Origin of the sequence: Streptomyces cylindrosporus, from assembly GCF_022698165.1 — a bacterium.
Lineage (GTDB): Bacteria > Actinomycetota > Actinomycetes > Streptomycetales > Streptomycetaceae > Streptomyces > Streptomyces cylindrosporus.
In genome coordinates this window covers 237,353-257,066 of record NZ_JALDAY010000002.1, presented here as the reverse complement: position 1 = coordinate 257,066, position 19,714 = coordinate 237,353, and the positions used below count along the sequence as shown (strand labels likewise).

Below are 19,714 nucleotides of genomic sequence, written 5' to 3'. Positions count from 1 at the left end.
TGTGTCAGAGGGCCGTTTGCTCGGTCGGTTCCGGCGCGGTGCTCGTGCGGCGTCGCCGGGCGGCGGCACCGAGTACGGCGGCGACGACCGCCCCGGCGAGGGCGAGCACGCCCATCGCGCCCGCCAGGCCGCCGACGGCGGAGCCGAGCGCGAGTGCCACGAGCGGGCTGATGAACTGGCCGACGAAGAAGGAGCCCGTCCACAGGCCGGTGCCGCGTCCGCGGTCGGCGTAGTCGAGCTTCGACATGGCCAGGGTGAGCAGGCTCGGCAGCATGATCCCGCTGCCGAGGCCGGTGATCACGGCCCCGGTGGTCAGGATGACGGGGTTGGGGGCGAGCCAGACCACCGCGAAGCCGAGGGCACACAGGCCGAAGACCGTGGGCATCCAGGCTTGCGGACTCCGGCCGGCCTTGGTGAAGACGACGGCGCCGATCACGATCGCGGCGCTGGAGACGGCGGTGGCCAGTCCGATCACGGCGGGGTCGGTGATGCCCATGTCGTCGAGGAGGAAGGACATCTCGACCTGGAGGGTGTAGAAGAGGACGGCTCCGAAGACGGTCAGCGCGCATGTCCCGGCCAGCGGCCGCCAGGGGAACGGCCGCTTGACCGGCTCCCCAGCGGTGGGGGAGGGCGCGTTCACGGAGGTGGTGGGTCCGGGCTTGGGCAGGAAGGCGGCCATGGCGGGGGCGAGTAGGAGGCTCACGGCGTAGGCCCAGAACGGGGCCCGCCAGCCGGCTGAGCCGACCGCGCCGCCCAGGACGAAGAAGGCCGTCGCGGAGATCGACGCGCACATCGTCTGCAGGGCGAGGTAGCGGTCGCGTTGCCGGCCGGAGTAGTAGTCGCCGATCAGGGTCGTGCAGCAGGTCATGATGGCGGCTTCGGCGACACCGACGAGGGCGCGGCTGGCGACGATCGCGCCGAGGGAGTCCAGCCACAGCGGAGCGGTGCCGAGGAAGGCGTAGATCACGGTGGCGACGACAAGCAGACGTTTGCGGCCGATCCGGTCGACGATCACGCCGGCGAAGGGGGCCAGCAGTGCCAGGGACAGGGCGGGGACGGTCAGGGCCATCGGGACCAGCGCGTCCACGCCCGGCACATCGGCGAAGTGGTCGCGCATCTGCGGCAGGACCGGGGCGATGAGCACGGCGCCCAGGATGGGCAGACAGCTGCCGGCCATCAGCAGGGTGATGCGAAGCCGATGGCCTGCCCCGGACACGGTCTCGACGGCCGGGGCGTCCTCGACGGCTGCGGGGGAGGGGGACGGGGGCATGGGTGCAGGCATGCGAAACTCCACCTGGCGTGTAGGGAGGGGACGGGGGCGGCCGTCTCGGTGAGGCCGCCCCGGCGTCCCGGGCAGGGTCGGTGAGTGATACGCGCCGATGACTGCCATGGCGTCGCGAAGGGCCGGCTCGTCGGGCTCCCGCGCGGTCCCGGCGACGGTGGGTGGTGCGGCTCCGGCGCCGGGTTGAGACGACTATGGGCTACCGACCAGGTCATGCCTAGCCCCCTGCTGATCGATATCGGGGATGTGGATCATCGATGTCTTGGATGCTCGATTGTCATCGGCGCCTGCGTCAGTGCGACGGCGGTGATCCGGCGGGCTCGGACGTCGCCAGCGCCGTTCCCACGCGGGCGGCTGTCTCACGCAGCCAGATGTGGGCGGCGTCGTGCGTGTGTACCGGGTGCCACCACAGAGTCTCCTGGACAGGAACCGTCTGGTAAGGCGGCTCCATGATCCGTACGGCGGCCACCCCCCTCAGCCGCTCGGCGAGCCGGTGCTGCACCAGGGCGATCCGTCGGGTGCCGGCGACCAGGAACGGCAGCACCTGGAAGGTGTCGACGGAGACCTCGACGTGGGGGTCGATGCCGAGCATGCTCAGCTGGCGGGCGGCCGGAGCGTCGTAGGTGCGCTGGTAGCTGACCCAGGGCAGACGTGCCAGGTCGTCCATGGTCAGCCGGTCGCCGACCTCGTCGTTGGTGTCGGCGACGAGGAACGCCCAGCGGTCGGTGAACAGCTCCACCGCCGGGAAGCCGCTGATGACACCGCGCGGCATCAGCAGCCCGTCCGCCGTGCTGAGCGGCGTGGCGGTGTCCTCCATGACATCGGTCGGCGGCCGCAGGAAACGCAGCCGCACCCCGGGGGCCTCGGCGTGCACGGTCCGGGCGAGTTCGGCCCCGAACACGGCGACGGCGTAGTCGGAGGCGAACAGGGTGAACTCGCGCTCCTCGCTGCCGGGGAGGAAGTCGGCCCTGCTGGTGAAGACCCGCTCCAGCAGGTCGCAGGCCGTCGCCGTGCGGTCGAGGAGCGCGCGGCCGAGTGCGGTCAGCTCGTACTGCTTGCCGGCACGGGCGAGCAGTTCGTCGTCGAAGTGGCGGCGCAGCCGGGCCAGTGCCGCGCTCATCGCGGGCTGGCTCAGCCCGACGCGTTGCCCGGCGCGGGTGACGTTGCGTTCTTCCAGAAGGGCTCGCAGGGACAGAACGAGGTTGAGATCGAGGCCGGAGAGGGACACGACGCCTCCAGAGTTGAGCCGCACGAGACAGATGCATTTGTTCGGCAGATGATCAACATTCAAAGAATCTATTTCCCAGATTACTGGGTGGCGTGCACATTGGTCCCACCGCAATCTGGAGGACATTTCCGTGAAACCCGCAGCCCTTTCGGCGTCCTTCTCCGGACCCTTCGCCCTTGGCACCCTCTCCGCCCCTGACCAGGCGCCCTTCCCTGGTCTGGTGGTCCCCGGGCGGCGCGTGCTGGACCTTCGTACGGGCCTTGAGAACCCTGCCCTGACGGCCCGGGGGATCTTCGAGCGCTGGGACGAGTTCCTTCCGCGACTGCGCGCCCTGGCGGCGGACGCCACCGGCGACGCCTGGCAGCCGCTCGACGGTCTGCGGGTGCACGCTCCCGTGGAACCCCGGCAGGTCTTCCAGTCCGGTGCGAACTACCGGCAGCACGTGATCGACCTGGAGGTCGCCCACCGCGCCCCCGACGACCCGCGCACGGTCGAGGAGGCCCGCGCCGAGATCGCCGAGGTCATGGACCGCCGGGCCGCCGAGGACCTGCCGTACGTCTTCATCGGACTGCCGAGCGCGATCACCGGCCCGTACGACGACGTCGTCCTCCCCTCGTGGGCCGAACAGCCGGACTGGGAGCTGGAGTTGGCGGCCGTGATCTCCCGGCCCGCCTACCAGGTCGGGGTCGAGGAGGCGCTGGAGTACGTGGCCGGGTACACGATCGCCAACGACCTCACCGACCGTGCCACCGTCTTCCGCCGGGACATGAAGGCCATCGGCACCGACTGGCTGCGCTCCAAGAATGCGCCCGGCTTCACCCCGCTCGGCCCGTGGACCGTGCCCGCCTCCTCACTCGCCGATCCCGGCGATCTGCGGGTCACGCTGAAGCTCAACGGCGAGACGATGCAGGACGAGTCGACCAAGGACATGCTCTTCAGCGTCGCGCGGATCGTGTCGTACGCCTCGCAGACGTCTCAACTTCTTCCCGGCGACCTGGTGTTGACGGGTTCCCCGGCCGGAAACGGCATGCATTGGGGCCGGTTGCTGCGGGACGGCGATGTGATGGACGGGTCGATCACGGGGCTGGGCGCCCAGCGCACACGCTGTGTCAAGGAGGGGTCGTGAACCGGCACGATCCCGAGGGCGCGATCGCCGAGGCGGCCAAGGAGTTCTCGAACTGGGGGCGTTGGGGTGCGGACGACGTCCTTGGCACCCTGAACTTCCTCGACGAGGCCAAGCGCCGCGAGGGGGCCGCCCTGGTCCGCCGGGGGGCGAGCTTCTCGCTCTCCCAGCGCTTCGACATGAACGGCCCGCAGAAGGGTTGGCGGCGGCGCACCAACCCGGTGCACACCATGCTGGACACCGGCACCGACGCGGCCCTCGGCAATCAGGGCTTTCCGCACGGTATCGGTGGCGCGGACGACGTGATCGCGATGCCGCTCCAGTGCTCGACGCAGTGGGACGGGCTCGGCCACATCTTCGACCACGGCAACGCCTGGAACGGGCGACGGGCCGAGAAGGTCGTCACCTCCGACGGCGACCTGGTCACCGGCATCGAGCACATGGCGCCGTACATCGCCGGACGCGGAGTCCTCCTGGACGTCGGCCGAGTCATCGGCGAGGACGGCGAACTGCCGGACGGCTTCGCGATCACCGAGGAGCACCTGACCGCGACCGCCGACGCCCACGGCGTGACCGTCGGCCGCGGGGACATCGTCGTCGTCCGCACCGGGCGGCTGGCCCGCGCCCGCCGCGAGGGCTGGGGCGACTACGCGGGCGGCGACTCGCCGGGCCTGTCCTTCGCGACGGCCGGCTGGCTGCACCGCAGCGAGATCGCCGCGATCGCCACCGACACCTGGGGCTTCGAGGTACGGCCGAACGAGTTCGAGCACGCCTTCCAGCCGCTGCACCAGGTCGCCATCCCGCACATCGGCCTGCTCATCGGCGAGATGTGGGACCCGGACGCACTCGCCGCCGACTGCGCGGCCGACGGCGTGTACGCGTTCTGGCTGACCGCCGCACCCCTTCCCATCACCGGAGCCGTCGGCTCCCCCGTCAACCCAGTCGCCGTCAAGTGACCCGTCCAACAAAGGAGTTGGCCATGATAAGACAGAAGAGCGTCCTGGTCATCGGAGGGGGCACCTCCGGCAACGCCATCACCGTGCTGCTGCGTCGGGCTGGCATCGAGGTCGACCTTGTCGAGGTCAAACCGGACGGGAACGTGCGCGGCTCCGGCATCACCCTCCAGGGCAACGCCCTGCGCGTGCTGCGCGAACTCGGTGTCTGGGACGAGGTCCGCGCGCACGGCTTCGGTTTCGACTCCCTCGGGCTGACCACGCCTGACGGCACCGTGCTCCACGTCAGCGAGGACATCCGCACCGGCGGCGACAACCTCCCGGCCACCCTCGGCATGCAGCGCCCGGTGCTCCAGCGCGTCCTCATCGACGCCGTGCGGGCGTCCGGCGCCCACGTCCGGCTCGGCACCACCGCCGAGATCGTCGCCCAGGACGACACCGGGGTCGCCGTTCGCTTCAGCGACGGCACCGAGGGGCGCTACGACCTCGTCGTGGCCGCCGACGGCCTCAGCTCCGCGACCCGCGCCGCCATCGGCATCGACGCGAAACCCGAGCCGACCGGCATGGCCATCTGGCGGGTCCCGGCGCCCCGCCCGGCCGGCGTGGAACGCAGCGACCTGGCCCACGGCGGACCCTGCTACATCGCCGGCTACACCCCCACCAGCAAGGACACCCTCTACGCCTACCTGGTGGAGCCCAACCGCGACCGCGCCACCATCCCGCCCGAGTCCTACGCGGACGAGATGCGCAGGCTCGCCGAAGGCTACGGCGGCGCGTGGGACGAGATCCGCGCGTCGATCACCGATCCGGCGCAGGTGAACTACACCTGGTTCGACCGGCTGCTGGTCGAGGGCTCCTGGCACCGGGGCCGGGTCGTCCTCGTCGGCGACGCCGCGCACTGCTGCCCGCCCACCATGGCGCAGGGCGCGGCGATGTCCCTGGAAGACGCCTGGGTGCTGTCCCAGATGCTGACCAGCGCGGCCGTGTGGGACGAGCGGCTGCTCATGGACTACTACGAGCGGCGCGTGGACCGGGTCCGCATGGTCGTTGAGGCGTCGGTGCGGATCGGCCAGTGGCAGCTGGACGGCGAAGCCGGTGACGTGGCCGGCCTGATGGGCACCACCATGACCGCCCTCAAGGAACTGCCGTGACGGGACCCACCGTCGATGTGCACGCGCACGTCCTGCTGCCCGAGGTCGAGGCCCTCGTGGCCGGTCTGCCCGCCCTGGCCGAGGCCAAGGCGCTGGACGCCCGGCGGGGCGGCCCGGCCGCCCTGGCCGTCAACGGCCCCATGATCCGCGAGCGGATCCCACGGCTGACGGACGTCTCCGTACGGCTGGCCGCGATGGATGCCCAGGGCGTGGACATCCAGCTGGTCAGCCCGTCCCCGTCGCACTACCACTACTGGGCGGACGAGGAGACGGCCGAGAAGGTGTACCGGCTCGCCAACGAGGCGACCGCCGCGCACTGCGCACAGGCACCGAACCGGCTGCGCGGGCTGGGGCTCGTCCCGCTGCAACATCCCGAGCAGGCCGTACGCGCCCTCGCCCACGCCCTGGACCAGGGCCTGGAGGGAGTGGAGATCTCGTCGCACGCCCCCGGGAGAGAACTGTCCGACCCCGCCTACGCCCCGCTGTGGGCGCTGGCCGAGACGACCGGCGCGCTCCTCTTCCTGCACCCCTTCGGCTGCACCCTCGACGAGCGCCTGGACCAGTGGTACCTGTCCAACGTCGTCGGCCAGCCCACGGAGAACGCCGTCGCGCTCTCCCACCTCATCTTCTCCGGCGTGCTGGACCGCCATCCCGGCCTGAGGCTGATAGCCGCGCACGGCGGCGGCTATCTCCCCACCCACATCGGCCGCTCCGACTACGCCTGGTCGGCCCGCGCCGACGCTGGCGCCGGCTGCGCGCACCTGCCGAGCAGCTATCTGAAGCGGATCTGGTTCGACTCCCTGGTCCACGACCCGCACGTGCTGCGGGAGTTGATCCGGGCCGTCGGCGCCGACCGGGTCGTGCTCGGCTCCGACTTCCCCTTCGACATGGGCACCGAGGACCCCGTCGGCGCACTGCGCGCGGCCCGGCTCTCCGACCCCGACTTCCACGCCGTTCGGGGCGGCAACGCCGCCGCCCTCCTCCGGAAGGACTGACCTCATGCGCCTGCTCACCCATCTGCGCCACGTCGACCTCGCCGTGCCCGACTACGACAAGCAGCTCGACTTCTACGCCGGCGTCTGGGGCCTGACCAAGGTCGCCGAGGACTCCGGGGTCTCCTTCCTGGCGGCCGAGGGCTCACCGGAGCAGTACGTGGTCCGGCTGCGCAAAGCCGACGAGAAGCGCCTGGACCTCGTCTCCTACGGTGCCGCTTCGGCGACGGACGTGGACACGCTCGCCGAGCAACTGCTCGCGGGTGGCGTCCAGTTGATCTCCCAACCGGGCAAGGTCGAGACGCCCGGCGGCGGTTACGGCTTCCGCTTCTTCGACGTCGACGGCCGCACCATCGAGGTCTCGGCGGACGTCGAGGTCAGGCAGCACCGCAAGATCGAGGAGAAGGAGGCGATCCCGGTCAAGCTGTCCCACGTCGTCCTCAACTCCCCGGACCTGAACCGCACCAGGGAGTGGTACGAGAGCCACCTGGGCTTCCGCCTCTCCGACACCCTCATGCACCCGAAGATGGGTGAGGCCATGCACTTCATGCGGATCAGCAACCAGCACCACTCCATGGCCATCGCCCAGGGCCCGCACACCGCCCTTCACCACATCTCCTTCGAGATGCGCGGCATCGACGAGTACATGCGCGGCTCCGGCCGGGTGATCCGTTCCGGTGCCCGCAAACTGTGGGGTCCGGGCCGGCACCTGGCGGGTGACAACACGTTCACGTACTTCCTGGATCCGCAGGGCAACACCGTCGAGTACACGACGGAGCTGGAGGTGCTGGACGAGGACACCTGGCACCCCCACGTCTACGACTTCTCCCAGCCCGAGGTCACCGACCAGTGGGGCACCGCCAACGCGATGAACGAACTGGTAGCCAAGGAGTCGTTCAACGACGTCGACCGCGGCGTGTTCGTCGCCCCGCCGGTCTGATCCCCCCGAGTTCCGGGGACACGGCGGCCCTGTCAACTGCCCTGACTGTCCACACCGTGTCCCCGGTCCCCCTTCTGCCGACGCCTGTCCGACACCCGTCGGAGCCTGGAGCCGCACATGCGTTTCGCCACCTACGAACACCAGCACCAACGCCGTGTCGCCGTCGTCGAGGAGGACGACACCCTGTACCCGGTCCCCGGAGCGCGCTCGCTCACGGAGCTGATCGGCTCCGGCGGCGGCCTCGCCGCGTTGCTCGCCGCCGGTGCCGCCACCCTTGACGTACCGGCAGGACCTCACGTGTCCGAGGTGCGTCTGCTGCCGCCGCTGGCGCCCCCGACCGTCCGGGACTTCGTCACCTTCGAGGAGCACGTCGAGGGCGTACGGCGGTCCGTGGACGGCGTGGGCGGAGTACCCGACGCCTGGTACGACGCCCCGACCTTCTACTTCACCAACCCGTACGCCATCATCGGCGCGCACGACGACGTGGCGGTGCCGCCGGGCAGCGCCGTGCTCGACTTCGAGCTGGAGGTCGCCGCGGTCATCGGCCGCGAGGGGCGTGACCTCACCCCTGAGCAGGCACGCGAGCACATCGTCGGCTACACGGTCTTCAACGACTGGTCCGCCCGCGACCTCCAGTCCCGCGAGATGCAGGTCCGCCTCGGCCCGTGCAAGGGCAAGGACACGGCCGCCACCCTCGGGCCGTACCTGGTCACCGCCGACGAGCTGGAGCCGTACCGGGACGCGGACGGCTTCCTGCGGCTCGCGCTGACCGCCGAGGTCAACGGCGAGGTCATCGGCAAGGACCTGCTGTCCAACATGAGCTGGACCTTCGAGGAAATGGTCGCCTACGCCTCACGCGGCACCGTTGTCCGCCCCGGCGACGTGCTCGGTTCGGGCACGTGCGGCAACGGCGGCTGCCTGGCGGAGCTGTGGGGTGTACGGGGCCGTCAGGACCCGCCGCCCCTCAAGCCCGGCGACACCGTCACCCTCACCGTCGAGGGCATCGGCACCGTCTCCAACACCGTGGTCGCCGGCGCCGACCCGGTGCGGTTGCCGACCGCCCGCCGTCGCACCCGGGAGCGGCCGTGACCGACCTGTACCCCAAGCGGCTGCTCGGCAAGGTCGTCGTTGTCACGGGCGCGGCCCGCGGCCAGGGTGCGGCCGAGGCCGAGGCACTGACCCGCCGGGGCGCCCGAGTGATCGCCGCCGACGTGACGGACGCGCCCGGCTGTCGTCGGCTCGACGTCACCAGCGACAAGGAGTGGGCCGAACTCGCCGCCGAGCTGGGGGAGTCGTACGGACAGGTCCACGGCCTGGTCAACAACGCGGGCATCACCTGGCGCGCCCGCGTCGGCGACGTACGCCCCGAGGACTTCGACCGCGTCCAGGCCGTCAACGTCACCGGACCGCTGCTGGGCATCCAGCATCTCGCCCCGCTGATGCCGCCCGGCTCGTCGATCGTCAACGTCGGCTCCGCCGCCGCGCTCACCGGCCACTACCCGGTCGCGTACACGGCCAGCAAATGGGCCCTGCGCGGTCTGTCGAAGGCGGCGGCCACGGAGCTGGGCCCGCGCGGCATCCGCGTCAACACCATCCATCCCGGCTTCATCGAGACCGAGATGACCGCCTCCGCGCACCCCGCCTTCCGTGAGGCCAACATCCGTGAGACGCCGCTCGGCCGCACCGGCACGGTGGACGAGATCACGCCGCTGGTGGTGTTCCTGCTGTCCGACGACGCCTCCTTCATCACCGGCGCCGAGATCCCCGTGGACGGCGGCCTCACCGCGCACGGCGGCGTCAAGTCCGTCTCCGACGCGCTGCGGGACGGAGCCGCATGAGACGGCTCGAAGGGAAAGTGGCCCTGATCTCGGGTACGGCCCGTGGTCAGGGGCGGGCGGCGGCGCTGCGGTTCGCGGCCGAGGGCGCGATCGTCGTGGGCGGAGACCTGCTGCACGAGGGCGCCCTGGAGACACAGCGGCTCGTCGGGGAGGCGGGCGGCACCGCCCTCACCCCGGTCCCGCTGGACGTCACCAGCGAGGAGTCCGTGCGGGCCTGGGTGGCTGAGGCGGTCGTCGCCTTCGGCGGGATCGACATCCTGTACACCAACGCCGGCGCCGTCCGGTTCGGCGCGGTGGACGAACAGCCGTACAAGGAATTCGCGTTCACCATGCGCGCAGAGCTGGACTCGGTGTGGCTGGCGGCGAGCATCGCCTGGCCGCACCTGGTCGCGAGCCGCGGCTGTATCCTCACCGTCGGTTCGACGGCCGGCCTCACCGGCTCCCTCACCAACGCCCGTACCGCACACTCGGCCTCCAAGGGCGCGGTGATCGCCCTGACCCGCCAACTCGCCGCCGAGGGAGCCCCGTACGGCATCCGCGCCAACTGCGTCAGCCCCGGAATGATCGACACCGAGGCCACGCGCGGCGACCTGCTCGCCGAGGACCACCCGATGCGCACGATCGCCCGCCATATCCCGCTCGGTCGTGTCGGGCTGCCCGACGAGGTGGTCAACGCGGCCGTCTTCCTCGCCTCCGACGAGGCCTCGTACATCACCGGCGCCAACCTTGTCGTCGACGGCGGCTGGTCGTCCGTCCTCCCCGGCGCCGCCGGCTGAAAGGCAATTTCCCCATGGACAAAGTCAGTTCCAGCGCGGCCGAGGCGGTCGCGGACATCCGCGACGGAGCCTCGCTCGCCGTCGGAGGCTTCGGTCTCAGCGGGGTCCCGGAGACCCTCATCCGGGCCCTGCACGAGCAGGGCGCCACCACCCTGTCCGTCGTCTCGAACAACTGCGGCGTCGACGGCCGCGGCCTGGGCGTGCTGCTGGCCGCCGGGCGCATCACCCGCGTGACGGGCAGTTACGTCGGGGAGAACAAGGAGTTCGCCCGCCAGTACCTGTCCGGGGAACTGGAGGTGGAACTGGTTCCGCAGGGCACGCTCGCCGAGCGGCTGCGCGCCGGCGGCGCCGGCATTCCCGCCTTCTACACCCCGGCGGGCGTGGGGACGCAGGTGGCCAAGGGCGGACTGCCCTGGCGGCACGCCGAGGACGGCTCGGTCGCGGTCGCCTCCCCACCCAAGGAGACCCGCGAGTTCGCGGGCCGCCCACATGTCCTGGAGCACGGCATCACCACCGACTTCGCCCTCGTCCGGGCCTGGCGCGGCGACCGGCACGGCAACCTCGTCTTCCGGAAGGCCGCCGCGAACTTCAACCCGCTCGCCGCGATGGCCGGGCACATCACGGTCGCCGAGGTCGAAGAACTCGTGGAACCGGGCGAGTTGAGCCCCGACGAGGTGCACCTGCCGGGCATCTACGTCCAGCGGGTGGTGGAGCTGACGGCCGAGCAGGCCGCGGACAAGCAGATCGAGAAGAGGACGGTACGTTCCTGATGTCCTGGACCCGCGACCAGATGGCCGCCCGCGCCGCCGCCGAAGTCACCGACGGCTCCTACGTCAACCTCGGCATCGGCCTACCCACCCTGATCCCCGGTCACCTCCCGCTCGGAGTGCGGGTCGTCCTGCACTCCGAGAACGGCATCCTCGGCACCGGCCCTTACCCGACCGAGGGCGACGTCGACCCGGACCTCATCAACGCGGGCAAGGAGACGGTGACCGTCCTGCCGGGCGCCGCGTTCTTCGACTCGGCGCTGTCCTTCGGCATGATCCGGGGCGGTCACATCGACACCGCCGTCCTCGGTGCCATGCAGGTCTCGCAGAACGGCGATCTCGCCAACTGGATGATCCCCGGCAAGATGGTCAAGGGGATGGGCGGCGCGATGGACCTCGTCCACGGCGCGCGCCGGGTCATCGTGCTGATGGACCATACGGCCAAGGACGGCACCCCGAAGATCCTTCGCGAGTGCACCCTGCCCCTGACGGGTGAGGCCTGCGTGCACCGGATCATCACCGACCTCGGTGTCCTCGACGTCACGTCCGGCGGCCTCGCGCTCGTCGAGACCGCCCCGGGCGTGACCATCGAGGACATCACCGCCCGCACCGACGCCCCCCTGCACACCGACGCGGTGACTGCCGCCTGCTGACACCGGTTCGGACGCCCTCGGGGCCCGCTCCCCGGCCTGTTGCCGATGAGCGGGCCCCGAACGTCTGTGTTCAGGCCTGTGGCATCTCCCGCGATCACGCCGTCCGGCGGACGAGGGGCAGCAGTCCGGCCGCCGTGAGCAGGGAGGCGAGGCCGAGGAAGCCGACGGCGGTGGCGAGGCTGCCGGTGGCGGACTCGGCGGCGGACAGGGCGAGTGGACACATGAACTGTCCGAGGAAGAAGGACGCGATCCACAGGCCGGTCCCGCGACCGCGGTTGCCGTAGGAGAGTCCGGACATGGCCCAGGTGACCAGTGAGGGCAGCAGGAAGCCGGTGCCGACGCAGTTGAGGATCGCGCCGACGACGAGGACCAGGGGGTTCTGGGCCACGGCCATCAGCGCGCATCCGGCTCCGCACACGGCGAACACGGCGGGCAGTCTGCGCCCCGGCCGGCCCGTCAGCGAAGCGAAGAGGACGCAGCCGGCGACGGTCGCGGCGCTGGCGATCGCCGTGACGATGCCGATGAGCTCGCTGGATCTCACGCCCAGGCCGTTCAGCAGGAAGGCCGTCTTCACCGGGACGGTGTAGAAGACGAGGGCGCCGAGAACCGACAGCAGGCAGATGCCGGTCAGGCGGAGCGCGGGGAGCGGCCGGGCTTCGAGGGCGGTGGTGTTCTCCATGGCCGCACCCGGTTCGGTCCGGGACAGGAACACGGCCGTCGCGGGGGCGAAGAGGAGCCCGACCGCGTAGAGCCAGAACGGGGTACGCCAGTCGGCGGAGCCGAGGGCGCCGCCGAGTACGAAGAAGGCGGTGGCGGAGGCGGAGACGCAGACCGTCTGCAGGGCCAGGTGGCGGTGGCGTGCCCGGCCTGTGGAGTGGTCGCCGATCAGGGTGGTGCAGGAGGTCATGATGAAGGCCTCGGTCACGCCGAGACAGGCGCGACTGACCACGATGGCATCAAGCGAGTCCAGCCACAGGGGCGCGGTGCCGAACAGCGCGTACAGGGTGGACATGACGACGAGCAGGCGCCCGCGTCCCAGCCGGTCGATGACGACGCCGGCGACGGGAGCCGTCAGAGCGAGCGCGAGCGCGGGGATCGTCAGGACCATCGGGATCAGCACCCTGGCACCGGGCGCCGCCGCGAAGTGCTCCTGCATCTTCGGCAGTACCGGAGCGAGCAGCACGGCGCCGAGGATGGGCAGACAACTGCCGGCCATCAGGAGCCATACCCCCCTGCGCTCGCCGACGCCTTCGGGGAGCGGCCCTGTGCCGTGGACGGCGGCGCCGTCGGACGACACGGGTGGCGAAGTGAACGCGGGCATGGGAGACCTCCACGAGGGCGACGGTGAGGGCGCGGCCGAGCCGTCGCCGTGGCCGTGCCACATCGCGGGGCGGCGCCGCACCCGAAGCGAATGCGCCCGGAACATCGGGCGTCAGGAACCCGCATGACTATGGGCCATGCTCTGGGCGCCGCCTACCCCTCGAGTGATCGAACTCTCCGCAAGCTTCCATCCAGCCGCTGGATGCCTTGTCGCTCCGTCACTCGGCTGCGGCGCCGCCCGGGTCCGCGTCCAGTGCGGGCAGTCCCTGCCCGGGGAGCCGGGCGAGGGCGAGCCGCAGGAACGCCTGGGCGGCGGGTGAGGTCGGGGCCGGGTCGCGGTGGGCGAGGGCGAGCGGTTGCAGTGCCTGCGGGTCGTCGAGGCGCAGCACGCAGTCGGCGTGGTCTGCCGGGACGATGGCGTCGGCGACCGGGCGGGGCACGACGGTGACTCCGATGCCCTCGAACGCCAGCGAGGCGAGGTCTCCGGCACTGCGCAACGCGCAGACCCCCCGGCGGCGGGCGCGGGCCCGCTCGAACGCGGCGTCCACCTGGGCGCGCAGTCCGGTGTCCGGTCCGCAGTCGAGGAAGCGCTCGTCGGCCAGGTCGCCCAGGTGCGTCACGCCGGTCCCGCGCAGCCGGTGCTGCCGGCCCACCACGGCCACGAGCGGCACCAGGCTCAGCAGGTGGTGCGCGATGCCGGCGGGCAACTGGTGTTCGTGCAGGGCGATCACAGCGATCTCCAGTTCGCCGGTCAGGAGCTGGGCGGCGGACTCCACTCCGTCCGCATCGGACACGGTGACCTCGACCGCGGGGTAGGCCTCCTGGTACTCCCGCAGCAGGCCGAGCTGGTCGATGTTCCCGGCCGTCAGGGTGACCGAGCCGACGCGCAGCCGTCCGCGCACGGGGCCGTCCAGTGAGGCGATCTCCGCCTGCATCTCCTGCACCGCCGTGAGGACGCGCCGCGCGCAGGCGACGAAGGTCTGCCCGGAGGGCGTCAGCCGGACGCTGCGGCTGGTCCGCTCGAACAGCCGGGCTCCCAGCTCGCGTTCGAGCTGGGTGACCTGGTGGCTGAGCCCGGACTGGCCGATGCGGCAGCGGGCCGCGGCGCGCGTGAAGTTGAGCTCGTCGGCGATGGCCACCGCGTACTCCATCTGCCGCAGATCCATCGAAGACTCCGATCATTTCGTGCATGTTTCACTGTTGGACACCCGAGATGCGCCGGGGACATCATGGTCGGAACGAGCCGATCGACGCTGGCTCTTCGGCGGATTCAGCAGGATTCGCGAGGTCGCTCTCGCGGTCAGGAAACTGTCGCCCGTCGGCATCCATCACATTCTTCGCTTGATCCAACCTTGCCACAGGGGAGAGAGCCATGGCTACCACTGCAACGACGCAGTCCAGCGGGACACCCGGGCAGCGGCCCGTGGGGACCCAGCCGCCGCCGGAGACCATGACGTGGCCGGACACCCCGAAGTTCCGGGGATTCTTCGCGCCGTCGCGGATCGAGGCGGACGTCTACGACCTGGAGATCGAGGGCCGCCTCCCGCCGGAGCTGAACGGTGCGTTCTACCGTGCCGCCGCCGACACCCAGTACCCGCCGCGGTTTCCGAACGACGTGTACATCAACGGCGACGGCATGATCCACATGGTGCGGTTCGAGAACGGCCACGCCGACCTCAAGACCAAGTACGTCCGCACCAAGCGCTTCGAACTCGAACGCGCCGCCCGCAAGGCCCTGTTCGGCGCCTACCGCAACCCGTACACCGACGACCCGTCCGTGGCCGGCATCGACGACGGCAACGCCAACACCTCGATCATCTGGCACGCCGGCAAGCTGCTCGCCCTCAAGGAGGCGGCCCTCCCGTACGAGCTGGACCCGGTGACGCTGGAGACGAAGGGGATCTACGACTTCGACGGCCAGATCCCGGGCCGCACCTTCACCGCCCACCCCAAGCACGACCCGCGCACCGGCGAGCTGATCGCCTTCGCCTACAACGCGACCGGTCTTCCGGACAAGCAGATCCACATCCACGAGATCTCGGCCTCCGGCAAGGTCACCCGCTCGCAGACCTTCGAGGTGCCGTACTCCTCGATGGTGCACGACTGGCTGGTCACCCGGGACCACTTCGTGTTCACCATCTCGCCGATGGTCGCCGACCCGGAGCAGCTGAAGCGGGAGGAGCAGTACTTCGTCTGGGACCCGAACCAGGGGACGTACGTCGCGATCATCCCCCGTGACGAGGGCGTGCGCGGCATCAAGTGGTTCCGCAGCGAACAGCTCATGGAGACCCACTCGCTGAACGCCTGGACGGACGGCGACACCCTCGTCGCCGACCACTTCACGACGAAGTCCGGCTGGTTCTCCCAGTTCCCGAAGACGACCGTCGGCCTCCTGCCCGAACAGCCGCCGTTCCTGCACCGCTGGACGTTCGACCTCAGGGGCGGCGCCGCGCACTGGGACGACGCCACCGACACCTACCGCAGCGAGCAGCTCATCGCCTCGCCCGGCGACATGCCCCGCGTCGACCCGCGCATTCTCATGGAGAAGAACCGCCACGCCTGGATCGGCGGCATGCACCCCGACGTACCGAAGGTCGAGATCGGCCCGATGGGACCGCCGTTCAACTCTCTCATCCACCGCGACGACCACACCGGCGAGTCGGTCTTCTGGACGCCGGGCGAGCACGCCGCGCCGGAGGAGCCGGTGTTCGTCCCCAAGGCGGGCGACTCCGGCGAGGGCGAGGGCTACCTGCTGGTGCTGGTCGGCCGCCGCGACCAGAACCGGCACGACCTGGTCGTCCTCGACGCCCTCGACATCGCCGCCGGTCCCGTTGCCACCGTGAAGATCCCCTTCCGGCTCCGCTACGGCTTCCACGGCACCTGGGTTCCCGACAGCGAGCTGGGCAAGTGAGCGGGCCGATGCGATTCACCCGGTACGGCCACGCCTGCGTCCGGCTGGAGCGGGACGGCGCCGTCATCGTCATCGACCCCGGTGTCTACTCCGACCCGCACGCGCTCGACGGCGCCCACGCGGTGCTGGTGACCCACGAGCATGTGGACCACTTCGCCGAGCCCGTGCTGCGCGCGGCGGCCGAGACCGATCCCGCCCTGCGGATCTGGGCGGACCGCTCGGTGGCAGCCCGGCTCGACGGGCTCGGCGGCGGCCGGGTCACCGTCGTCGGGGACGGGGACGCCTTCGACATCGAGGGCATCGGCGTCGAAGCGCACGGCGAACTGCACGCGCCGACCCACCCCGATCTGCCCCGCGTCACCAACGTCGGCTTTCTCGTGGACGGCGCCGTCTTCCACCCGGGCGACGCGTTCACCGTACCGAGCCGCCCGGTGGACACGCTGCTGGTGCCGGTCCACGGCCCGTGGTCCAAGACCGGCGAAATCATCGACTACGTCCGGGAGATCAAGCCCCGGCACGCTCTGTCGATCCACGACGGCGGCCTCAGCGAGGGCGGAAACGCGCTGACGGACAGCCTGCTTACAGCGGGTGTACGAGACTCCGCGACCGACTACCTGCGGGTGGCGGCCGGAGCCGGAATGGAGCTCACATGACGGGATGGCTGGGTTTCGAGGGGCGCCGCGCGCTCGTCGTCGGGGCTGGCGGACTGGGCGCCGCGTGCGTCCGGGGGCTGGCGGAGACCGGGGCACGGCTCATGGTCGTCGATGCCGACGAGATCAGGCTCAAGGCCCTGCGCGACGATCCGGCCCTGGCAACGACCGAGGTACGGACCCTCACCGCGGACCTGTCCTCGTCCGCCGCGTGCGAGGAGGCCGTCGCGACGGCGGCTCGTGAACTGGGCGGCTTGGACGTGCTGGTGCACGCGGTGGGGACGAACGACCGCCGTCCCGTGCTGGAGACACCCGACGAGGTGTGGGACCGCATCCTGACCCTGAACCTGTCCAGCGCCTTCTGGACCGGTCGCGCCGCGGGGCGGCTGATGCGCGAGGCCAGCCGGGGCACCATGGTGTTCTTCTCCTCCGTCTCCTCCCTGCTCGCGCACAAGCACCACGCCCCCTACGCGGCGTCGAAGGGCGGCCTGGACCAGCTGGTGAAGGTGATGGCCCGGGAATGGGCCGCCGACGGCGTCACCGTCAACGCCGTGGGCCCGGGCTACACCGAGACCGAGCTGACCAGCGCCTACCTGGCCAAGCCGGGCATGCGCGAGGAGATGACGAGCCTGGTCCCCGCCGGGCGCCTGGGCACCCCGCAGGACGTGGTCGGCGCCGTGCTGTTCCTCGCCTCGGCCCGAGCGTCGTTCGTCACCGGCCAGGTGCTGTACGTCGACGGCGGCCGCACCCTCGTCTGACGACCCGTCGACCGCCCTGAAGGGAACGCGCATGAGCGCACGCCTCGCCGGTCTGCTGCCCGGCGAACTGAACGAGCGGCAGACCGAGGTCTACCGCGCCATCGCCGGCGGCCGACGTGCGTCGGGACCGCAGGCGTTCTCCCTCGCCGACGAGGAGGGCCGACTGCGCGGCCCGTTCAACGCCATGCTGCTCAGCCCGCCCGTCGGGCTTGCCGTCCAGGCGGTCGGCGCGGCCGTGCGCTACGAGTCGGTCCTCACCGACCGGGTACGCGAGATGGCCATCCTGGTCGTCGCCGCCGCCTGGGACAGCGCCTTCGAGCGCGAGGCCCACGAGGCGGTCGGAAGGACATGCGGCCTGACCGAGCCCGAGCTGGACACCCTGCGCGAGGGCGGACTGCCGGAGTCGGCGGACCCGGCCGAGCGGACCGCCCTGCGGGCGACCGCCGCACTGACGCGCACCGGCGCGCTGAGCGACCAGGAGTACGACGACACGGTGGCCGCATGGGGCGAGCGGGGCCTGTTCGAACTCACCACCCTGGTCGGCTACTACTCCCTGCTCGCACTCCAACTCCGGGTCTTCGCCGGAGAACAACCCGCAGAACGCCCCGTGGAACACCCCACCCCTCCATCCGAAAGCGGCACATCATGAAACTGATCACCTTCGACGACGGACGCGTAGGCCGGCTGGAACTGGAAGAACGGCTCGTTCTTCCGCTGAACGTCGGCTCGACCCGCGAGTACTTCGAACGGAACGGCCGGGTCACCGAGACCGGCGAGCGGTTGTCGCTGGACGACGTGCGGCTGCGCGCCCCGATCGTGCCGAAGAAGTTCTTCCACACCTCCGGCAACTTCCGTGAGCACGAGGACGAGTCGAAGAACGTCGACTGGTCGCACCCCATGCACAAGGGCATCGTCTTCTTCCAGAACGTCGACGCGATCGTCGGCCCCGAGGAACCGGTGATCCACCCGGAGCACCTGACCAGCGAGCTGGACTACGAGCTGGAGATCGCCGTCGTCATCGGCAAGCCCGGCAAGTTCTTCGGAGTGGACGACGCCCCCGACCACATCGCCGGCTACGTCGTCTTCAACGACATCACCGCCCGCGACATCCAGCGCCGCGAGATGGAGTCCGGTGTCTTCTCCTTCTGCAAGGCCATCGACACCTTCTGCCCGCTCGGCCCCTACATCGTCACCGCCGACGAGATCCCCGACCCGCACAACCTGGACATGGAACTGCGCGTCAACGGCGTGGTCCGGCAGAAGTCCAACACCAACCGCATGTCGGTCTCCATCCCGCACCTGGTCGCCTACCACTCCCCGCAGGGCTACAGCGCCGGCGACCTGATCACCACCGGGACCGTGCAGGGCGTGGCCGGCTTCAGCGGCGACCCGGACATGTACCTCAAGCCCGGCGATGTCGTCGAGGCCGAGGTCGAACGCCTCGGCGTCCTGCGCACTCCGATCGTCAGCTGGCAGGAAGGGAACGGCACGCCCGTACCGAAGAAGGTGGACTGGTGAGGCTCGCAGTCGTCGACGGCCGTGCCGTGCTGGTCCGTGGCGACCGGGCCGTGGATGTCGACAGGGTCTCGCGGGGCGGGTTGCCCGCCGACCCGATGGCTCTGCTGGAGCGGTGGCAGGAAGCGCGTGACTGGGCGGCCGGACTGGCCGACACCGCGTACGACATTCCTGTCGATCCGGGTGTTCTCGGCGCGCCCGTGCCCCGCCCCCGCCAGGTGTTCGCGGTCGCCCTCAACTACCCGCCGCACGCGGCCGAAGCCGGATACACCCCGCCCGAAGAGCCGCTGGTCTTCACCAAGTTCCCGGCGTGCGTCACCGGCCCGCACACCACCGTCCCCCTTCCGCCGGGCAAGGTCGACTGGGAGGTCGAACTCGTCGCGGTGATCGGTCGGGAGACGTACCGAGTGAGCGAGGACCGCGCCTGGGACGCCGTCGCCGGACTCACCGTCGGTCAGGACCTGTCCGAGCGGGTGTCCCAACTCCGGGGGAAACCTGCTCAGTTCAGCCTGGGCAAGTCCTTCCCCGGCTTCGGGCCCACCGGCCCGGTGCTCGTCACCCCGGACGAGTTCGACGACCCGGACGACCTGGAGATCACCGGGCTGCTCAACGGGAAGGTCGTCCAGCACGACCGCACCAAGTCCATGATCTTCCCGGTGCCGGACCTCGTCGCCCGCCTCTCGGCCGTTGTGCCCCTGTTCCCCGGCGATCTGATCTTCACCGGCACCCCGGCCGGCGTCGGCAACCGCATGGACCCGCCCCGCTACCTCACCCCGGACGACGAACTCGTCAGCCGTGTCGAGGGCATCGGCGAGCTCCGCCAGCGCTTCACCCCCGCACACCTCTGAAGGGACCTT

At 70.8% G+C, this 19,714-nt stretch carries 20 protein-coding genes; 16 read left to right on the top strand and 4 right to left on the bottom strand.

Features of this window, described 5'->3' with window-relative positions:
- Positions 1-4 precede the first annotated feature (4 nt).
- Entirely contained in the window at positions 5-1,282 is a 1,278-nt protein-coding gene (locus MQP27_RS06235; RefSeq protein WP_242762048.1) for an MFS transporter, read from the bottom strand.
- A 292-nt stretch (positions 1,283-1,574) separates the two neighbouring features.
- Positions 1,575-2,510 (bottom strand): LysR family transcriptional regulator, encoded by a 936-nt coding sequence (locus MQP27_RS06230; protein ID WP_242762046.1) that lies wholly within the window; start codon positions 2,508-2,510, stop codon positions 1,575-1,577.
- 130 nt (positions 2,511-2,640) lie between these two features.
- Between MQP27_RS06230 and MQP27_RS06225 the strand changes: the two genes are divergently transcribed.
- From MQP27_RS06225 to MQP27_RS06175, 10 genes are all read left to right on the top strand, one after another.
- Complete coding sequence (locus tag MQP27_RS06225; RefSeq protein ID WP_242762044.1) at positions 2,641-3,636, top strand: fumarylacetoacetate hydrolase family protein; 996 nt, start codon at positions 2,641-2,643, stop codon at positions 3,634-3,636.
- Positions 3,633-4,589 (top strand): cyclase family protein, encoded by a 957-nt coding sequence (locus MQP27_RS06220; RefSeq protein ID WP_242762043.1) that lies wholly within the window; start codon positions 3,633-3,635, stop codon positions 4,587-4,589. The genes MQP27_RS06225 and MQP27_RS06220 overlap by 4 nt, the downstream gene beginning before the upstream one ends.
- Before the next feature lie 23 nt (positions 4,590-4,612).
- A complete protein-coding gene (locus MQP27_RS06215) occupies positions 4,613-5,737 on the top strand; it encodes an FAD-dependent oxidoreductase (RefSeq protein ID WP_242762040.1) in 1,125 nt (374 codons plus the stop codon).
- Positions 5,734-6,732: an amidohydrolase family protein gene (locus tag MQP27_RS06210; protein WP_242762038.1), complete on the top strand. Its 999-nt coding sequence runs from the start codon at positions 5,734-5,736 to the stop codon at positions 6,730-6,732. Before MQP27_RS06215 ends, MQP27_RS06210 begins: the two co-directional genes overlap by 4 nt.
- 4 nt (positions 6,733-6,736) lie before the next feature.
- A complete protein-coding gene (locus MQP27_RS06205) occupies positions 6,737-7,669 on the top strand; it encodes a VOC family protein (protein ID WP_242762037.1) in 933 nt (310 codons plus the stop codon).
- Positions 7,670-7,786: 117 nt separating this feature from the next.
- Positions 7,787-8,758, top strand: a complete 972-nt coding sequence (locus MQP27_RS06200; RefSeq protein ID WP_242762036.1) for a fumarylacetoacetate hydrolase family protein — start codon at positions 7,787-7,789, stop codon at positions 8,756-8,758.
- A complete protein-coding gene (locus MQP27_RS06195) occupies positions 8,755-9,507 on the top strand; it encodes an SDR family NAD(P)-dependent oxidoreductase (protein WP_242762035.1) in 753 nt (250 codons plus the stop codon). Before MQP27_RS06200 ends, MQP27_RS06195 begins: the two co-directional genes overlap by 4 nt.
- Positions 9,504-10,283, top strand: coding sequence for an SDR family NAD(P)-dependent oxidoreductase (locus MQP27_RS06185; protein WP_278195738.1), 780 nt, complete (start codon positions 9,504-9,506; stop codon positions 10,281-10,283). Before MQP27_RS06195 ends, MQP27_RS06185 begins: the two co-directional genes overlap by 4 nt.
- 14 nt (positions 10,284-10,297) lie before the next feature.
- Complete coding sequence (locus tag MQP27_RS06180) at positions 10,298-11,053, top strand: CoA transferase subunit A (RefSeq protein WP_242762033.1); 756 nt, start codon at positions 10,298-10,300, stop codon at positions 11,051-11,053.
- Positions 11,053-11,703 carry a CoA transferase subunit B gene (locus MQP27_RS06175; protein WP_242762032.1) on the top strand — a complete coding sequence of 217 codons (651 nt, stop codon included), beginning with the start codon at positions 11,053-11,055 and terminating at the stop codon, positions 11,701-11,703. The genes MQP27_RS06180 and MQP27_RS06175 overlap by 1 nt, the downstream gene beginning before the upstream one ends.
- Positions 11,704-11,797: 94 nt before the next feature.
- On the opposite strand, the gene MQP27_RS06170 is transcribed toward MQP27_RS06175, so the two are convergent.
- Together MQP27_RS06170 and MQP27_RS06165 are read right to left on the bottom strand one after the other, a co-directional pair.
- Positions 11,798-13,024 carry an MFS transporter gene (locus MQP27_RS06170; RefSeq protein WP_242762031.1) on the bottom strand — a complete coding sequence of 409 codons (1,227 nt, stop codon included), beginning with the start codon at positions 13,022-13,024 and terminating at the stop codon, positions 11,798-11,800.
- 217 nt (positions 13,025-13,241) lie between these two features.
- The gene (locus tag MQP27_RS06165; RefSeq protein WP_242762030.1) at positions 13,242-14,189 is read right to left on the bottom strand and encodes a LysR family transcriptional regulator; all 948 of its coding nucleotides are present in this window, start codon (positions 14,187-14,189) and stop codon (positions 13,242-13,244) included.
- Between the two features lie 206 nt (positions 14,190-14,395).
- On the opposite strand from MQP27_RS06165, the gene MQP27_RS06160 reads away from it, so the two are divergent.
- The 6 genes from MQP27_RS06160 to MQP27_RS06135 are packed head-to-tail and all read left to right on the top strand — an operon-like array spanning position 14,396 to position 19,705.
- Positions 14,396-15,934, top strand: coding sequence for a carotenoid oxygenase family protein (locus MQP27_RS06160; RefSeq protein ID WP_242762029.1), 1,539 nt, complete (start codon positions 14,396-14,398; stop codon positions 15,932-15,934).
- Positions 15,935-15,942: 8 nt separating this feature from the next.
- Positions 15,943-16,587, top strand: coding sequence for an MBL fold metallo-hydrolase (locus MQP27_RS06155; RefSeq protein WP_242762028.1), 645 nt, complete (start codon positions 15,943-15,945; stop codon positions 16,585-16,587).
- Positions 16,584-17,342: an SDR family NAD(P)-dependent oxidoreductase gene (locus MQP27_RS06150; protein ID WP_242762027.1), complete on the top strand. Its 759-nt coding sequence runs from the start codon at positions 16,584-16,586 to the stop codon at positions 17,340-17,342. Before MQP27_RS06155 ends, MQP27_RS06150 begins: the two co-directional genes overlap by 4 nt.
- A 31-nt stretch (positions 17,343-17,373) precedes the next feature.
- Positions 17,374-17,991: a carboxymuconolactone decarboxylase family protein gene (locus tag MQP27_RS06145; RefSeq protein WP_242762026.1), complete on the top strand. Its 618-nt coding sequence runs from the start codon at positions 17,374-17,376 to the stop codon at positions 17,989-17,991.
- Positions 17,988-18,860, top strand: coding sequence for a fumarylacetoacetate hydrolase family protein (locus MQP27_RS06140; RefSeq protein WP_242762017.1), 873 nt, complete (start codon positions 17,988-17,990; stop codon positions 18,858-18,860). The genes MQP27_RS06145 and MQP27_RS06140 overlap by 4 nt, the downstream gene beginning before the upstream one ends.
- Positions 18,857-19,705, top strand: a complete 849-nt coding sequence (locus tag MQP27_RS06135) for a fumarylacetoacetate hydrolase family protein (RefSeq protein WP_242762015.1) — start codon at positions 18,857-18,859, stop codon at positions 19,703-19,705. The genes MQP27_RS06140 and MQP27_RS06135 overlap by 4 nt, the downstream gene beginning before the upstream one ends.
- The last annotated feature ends 9 nt before the right edge of the window (positions 19,706-19,714 follow it).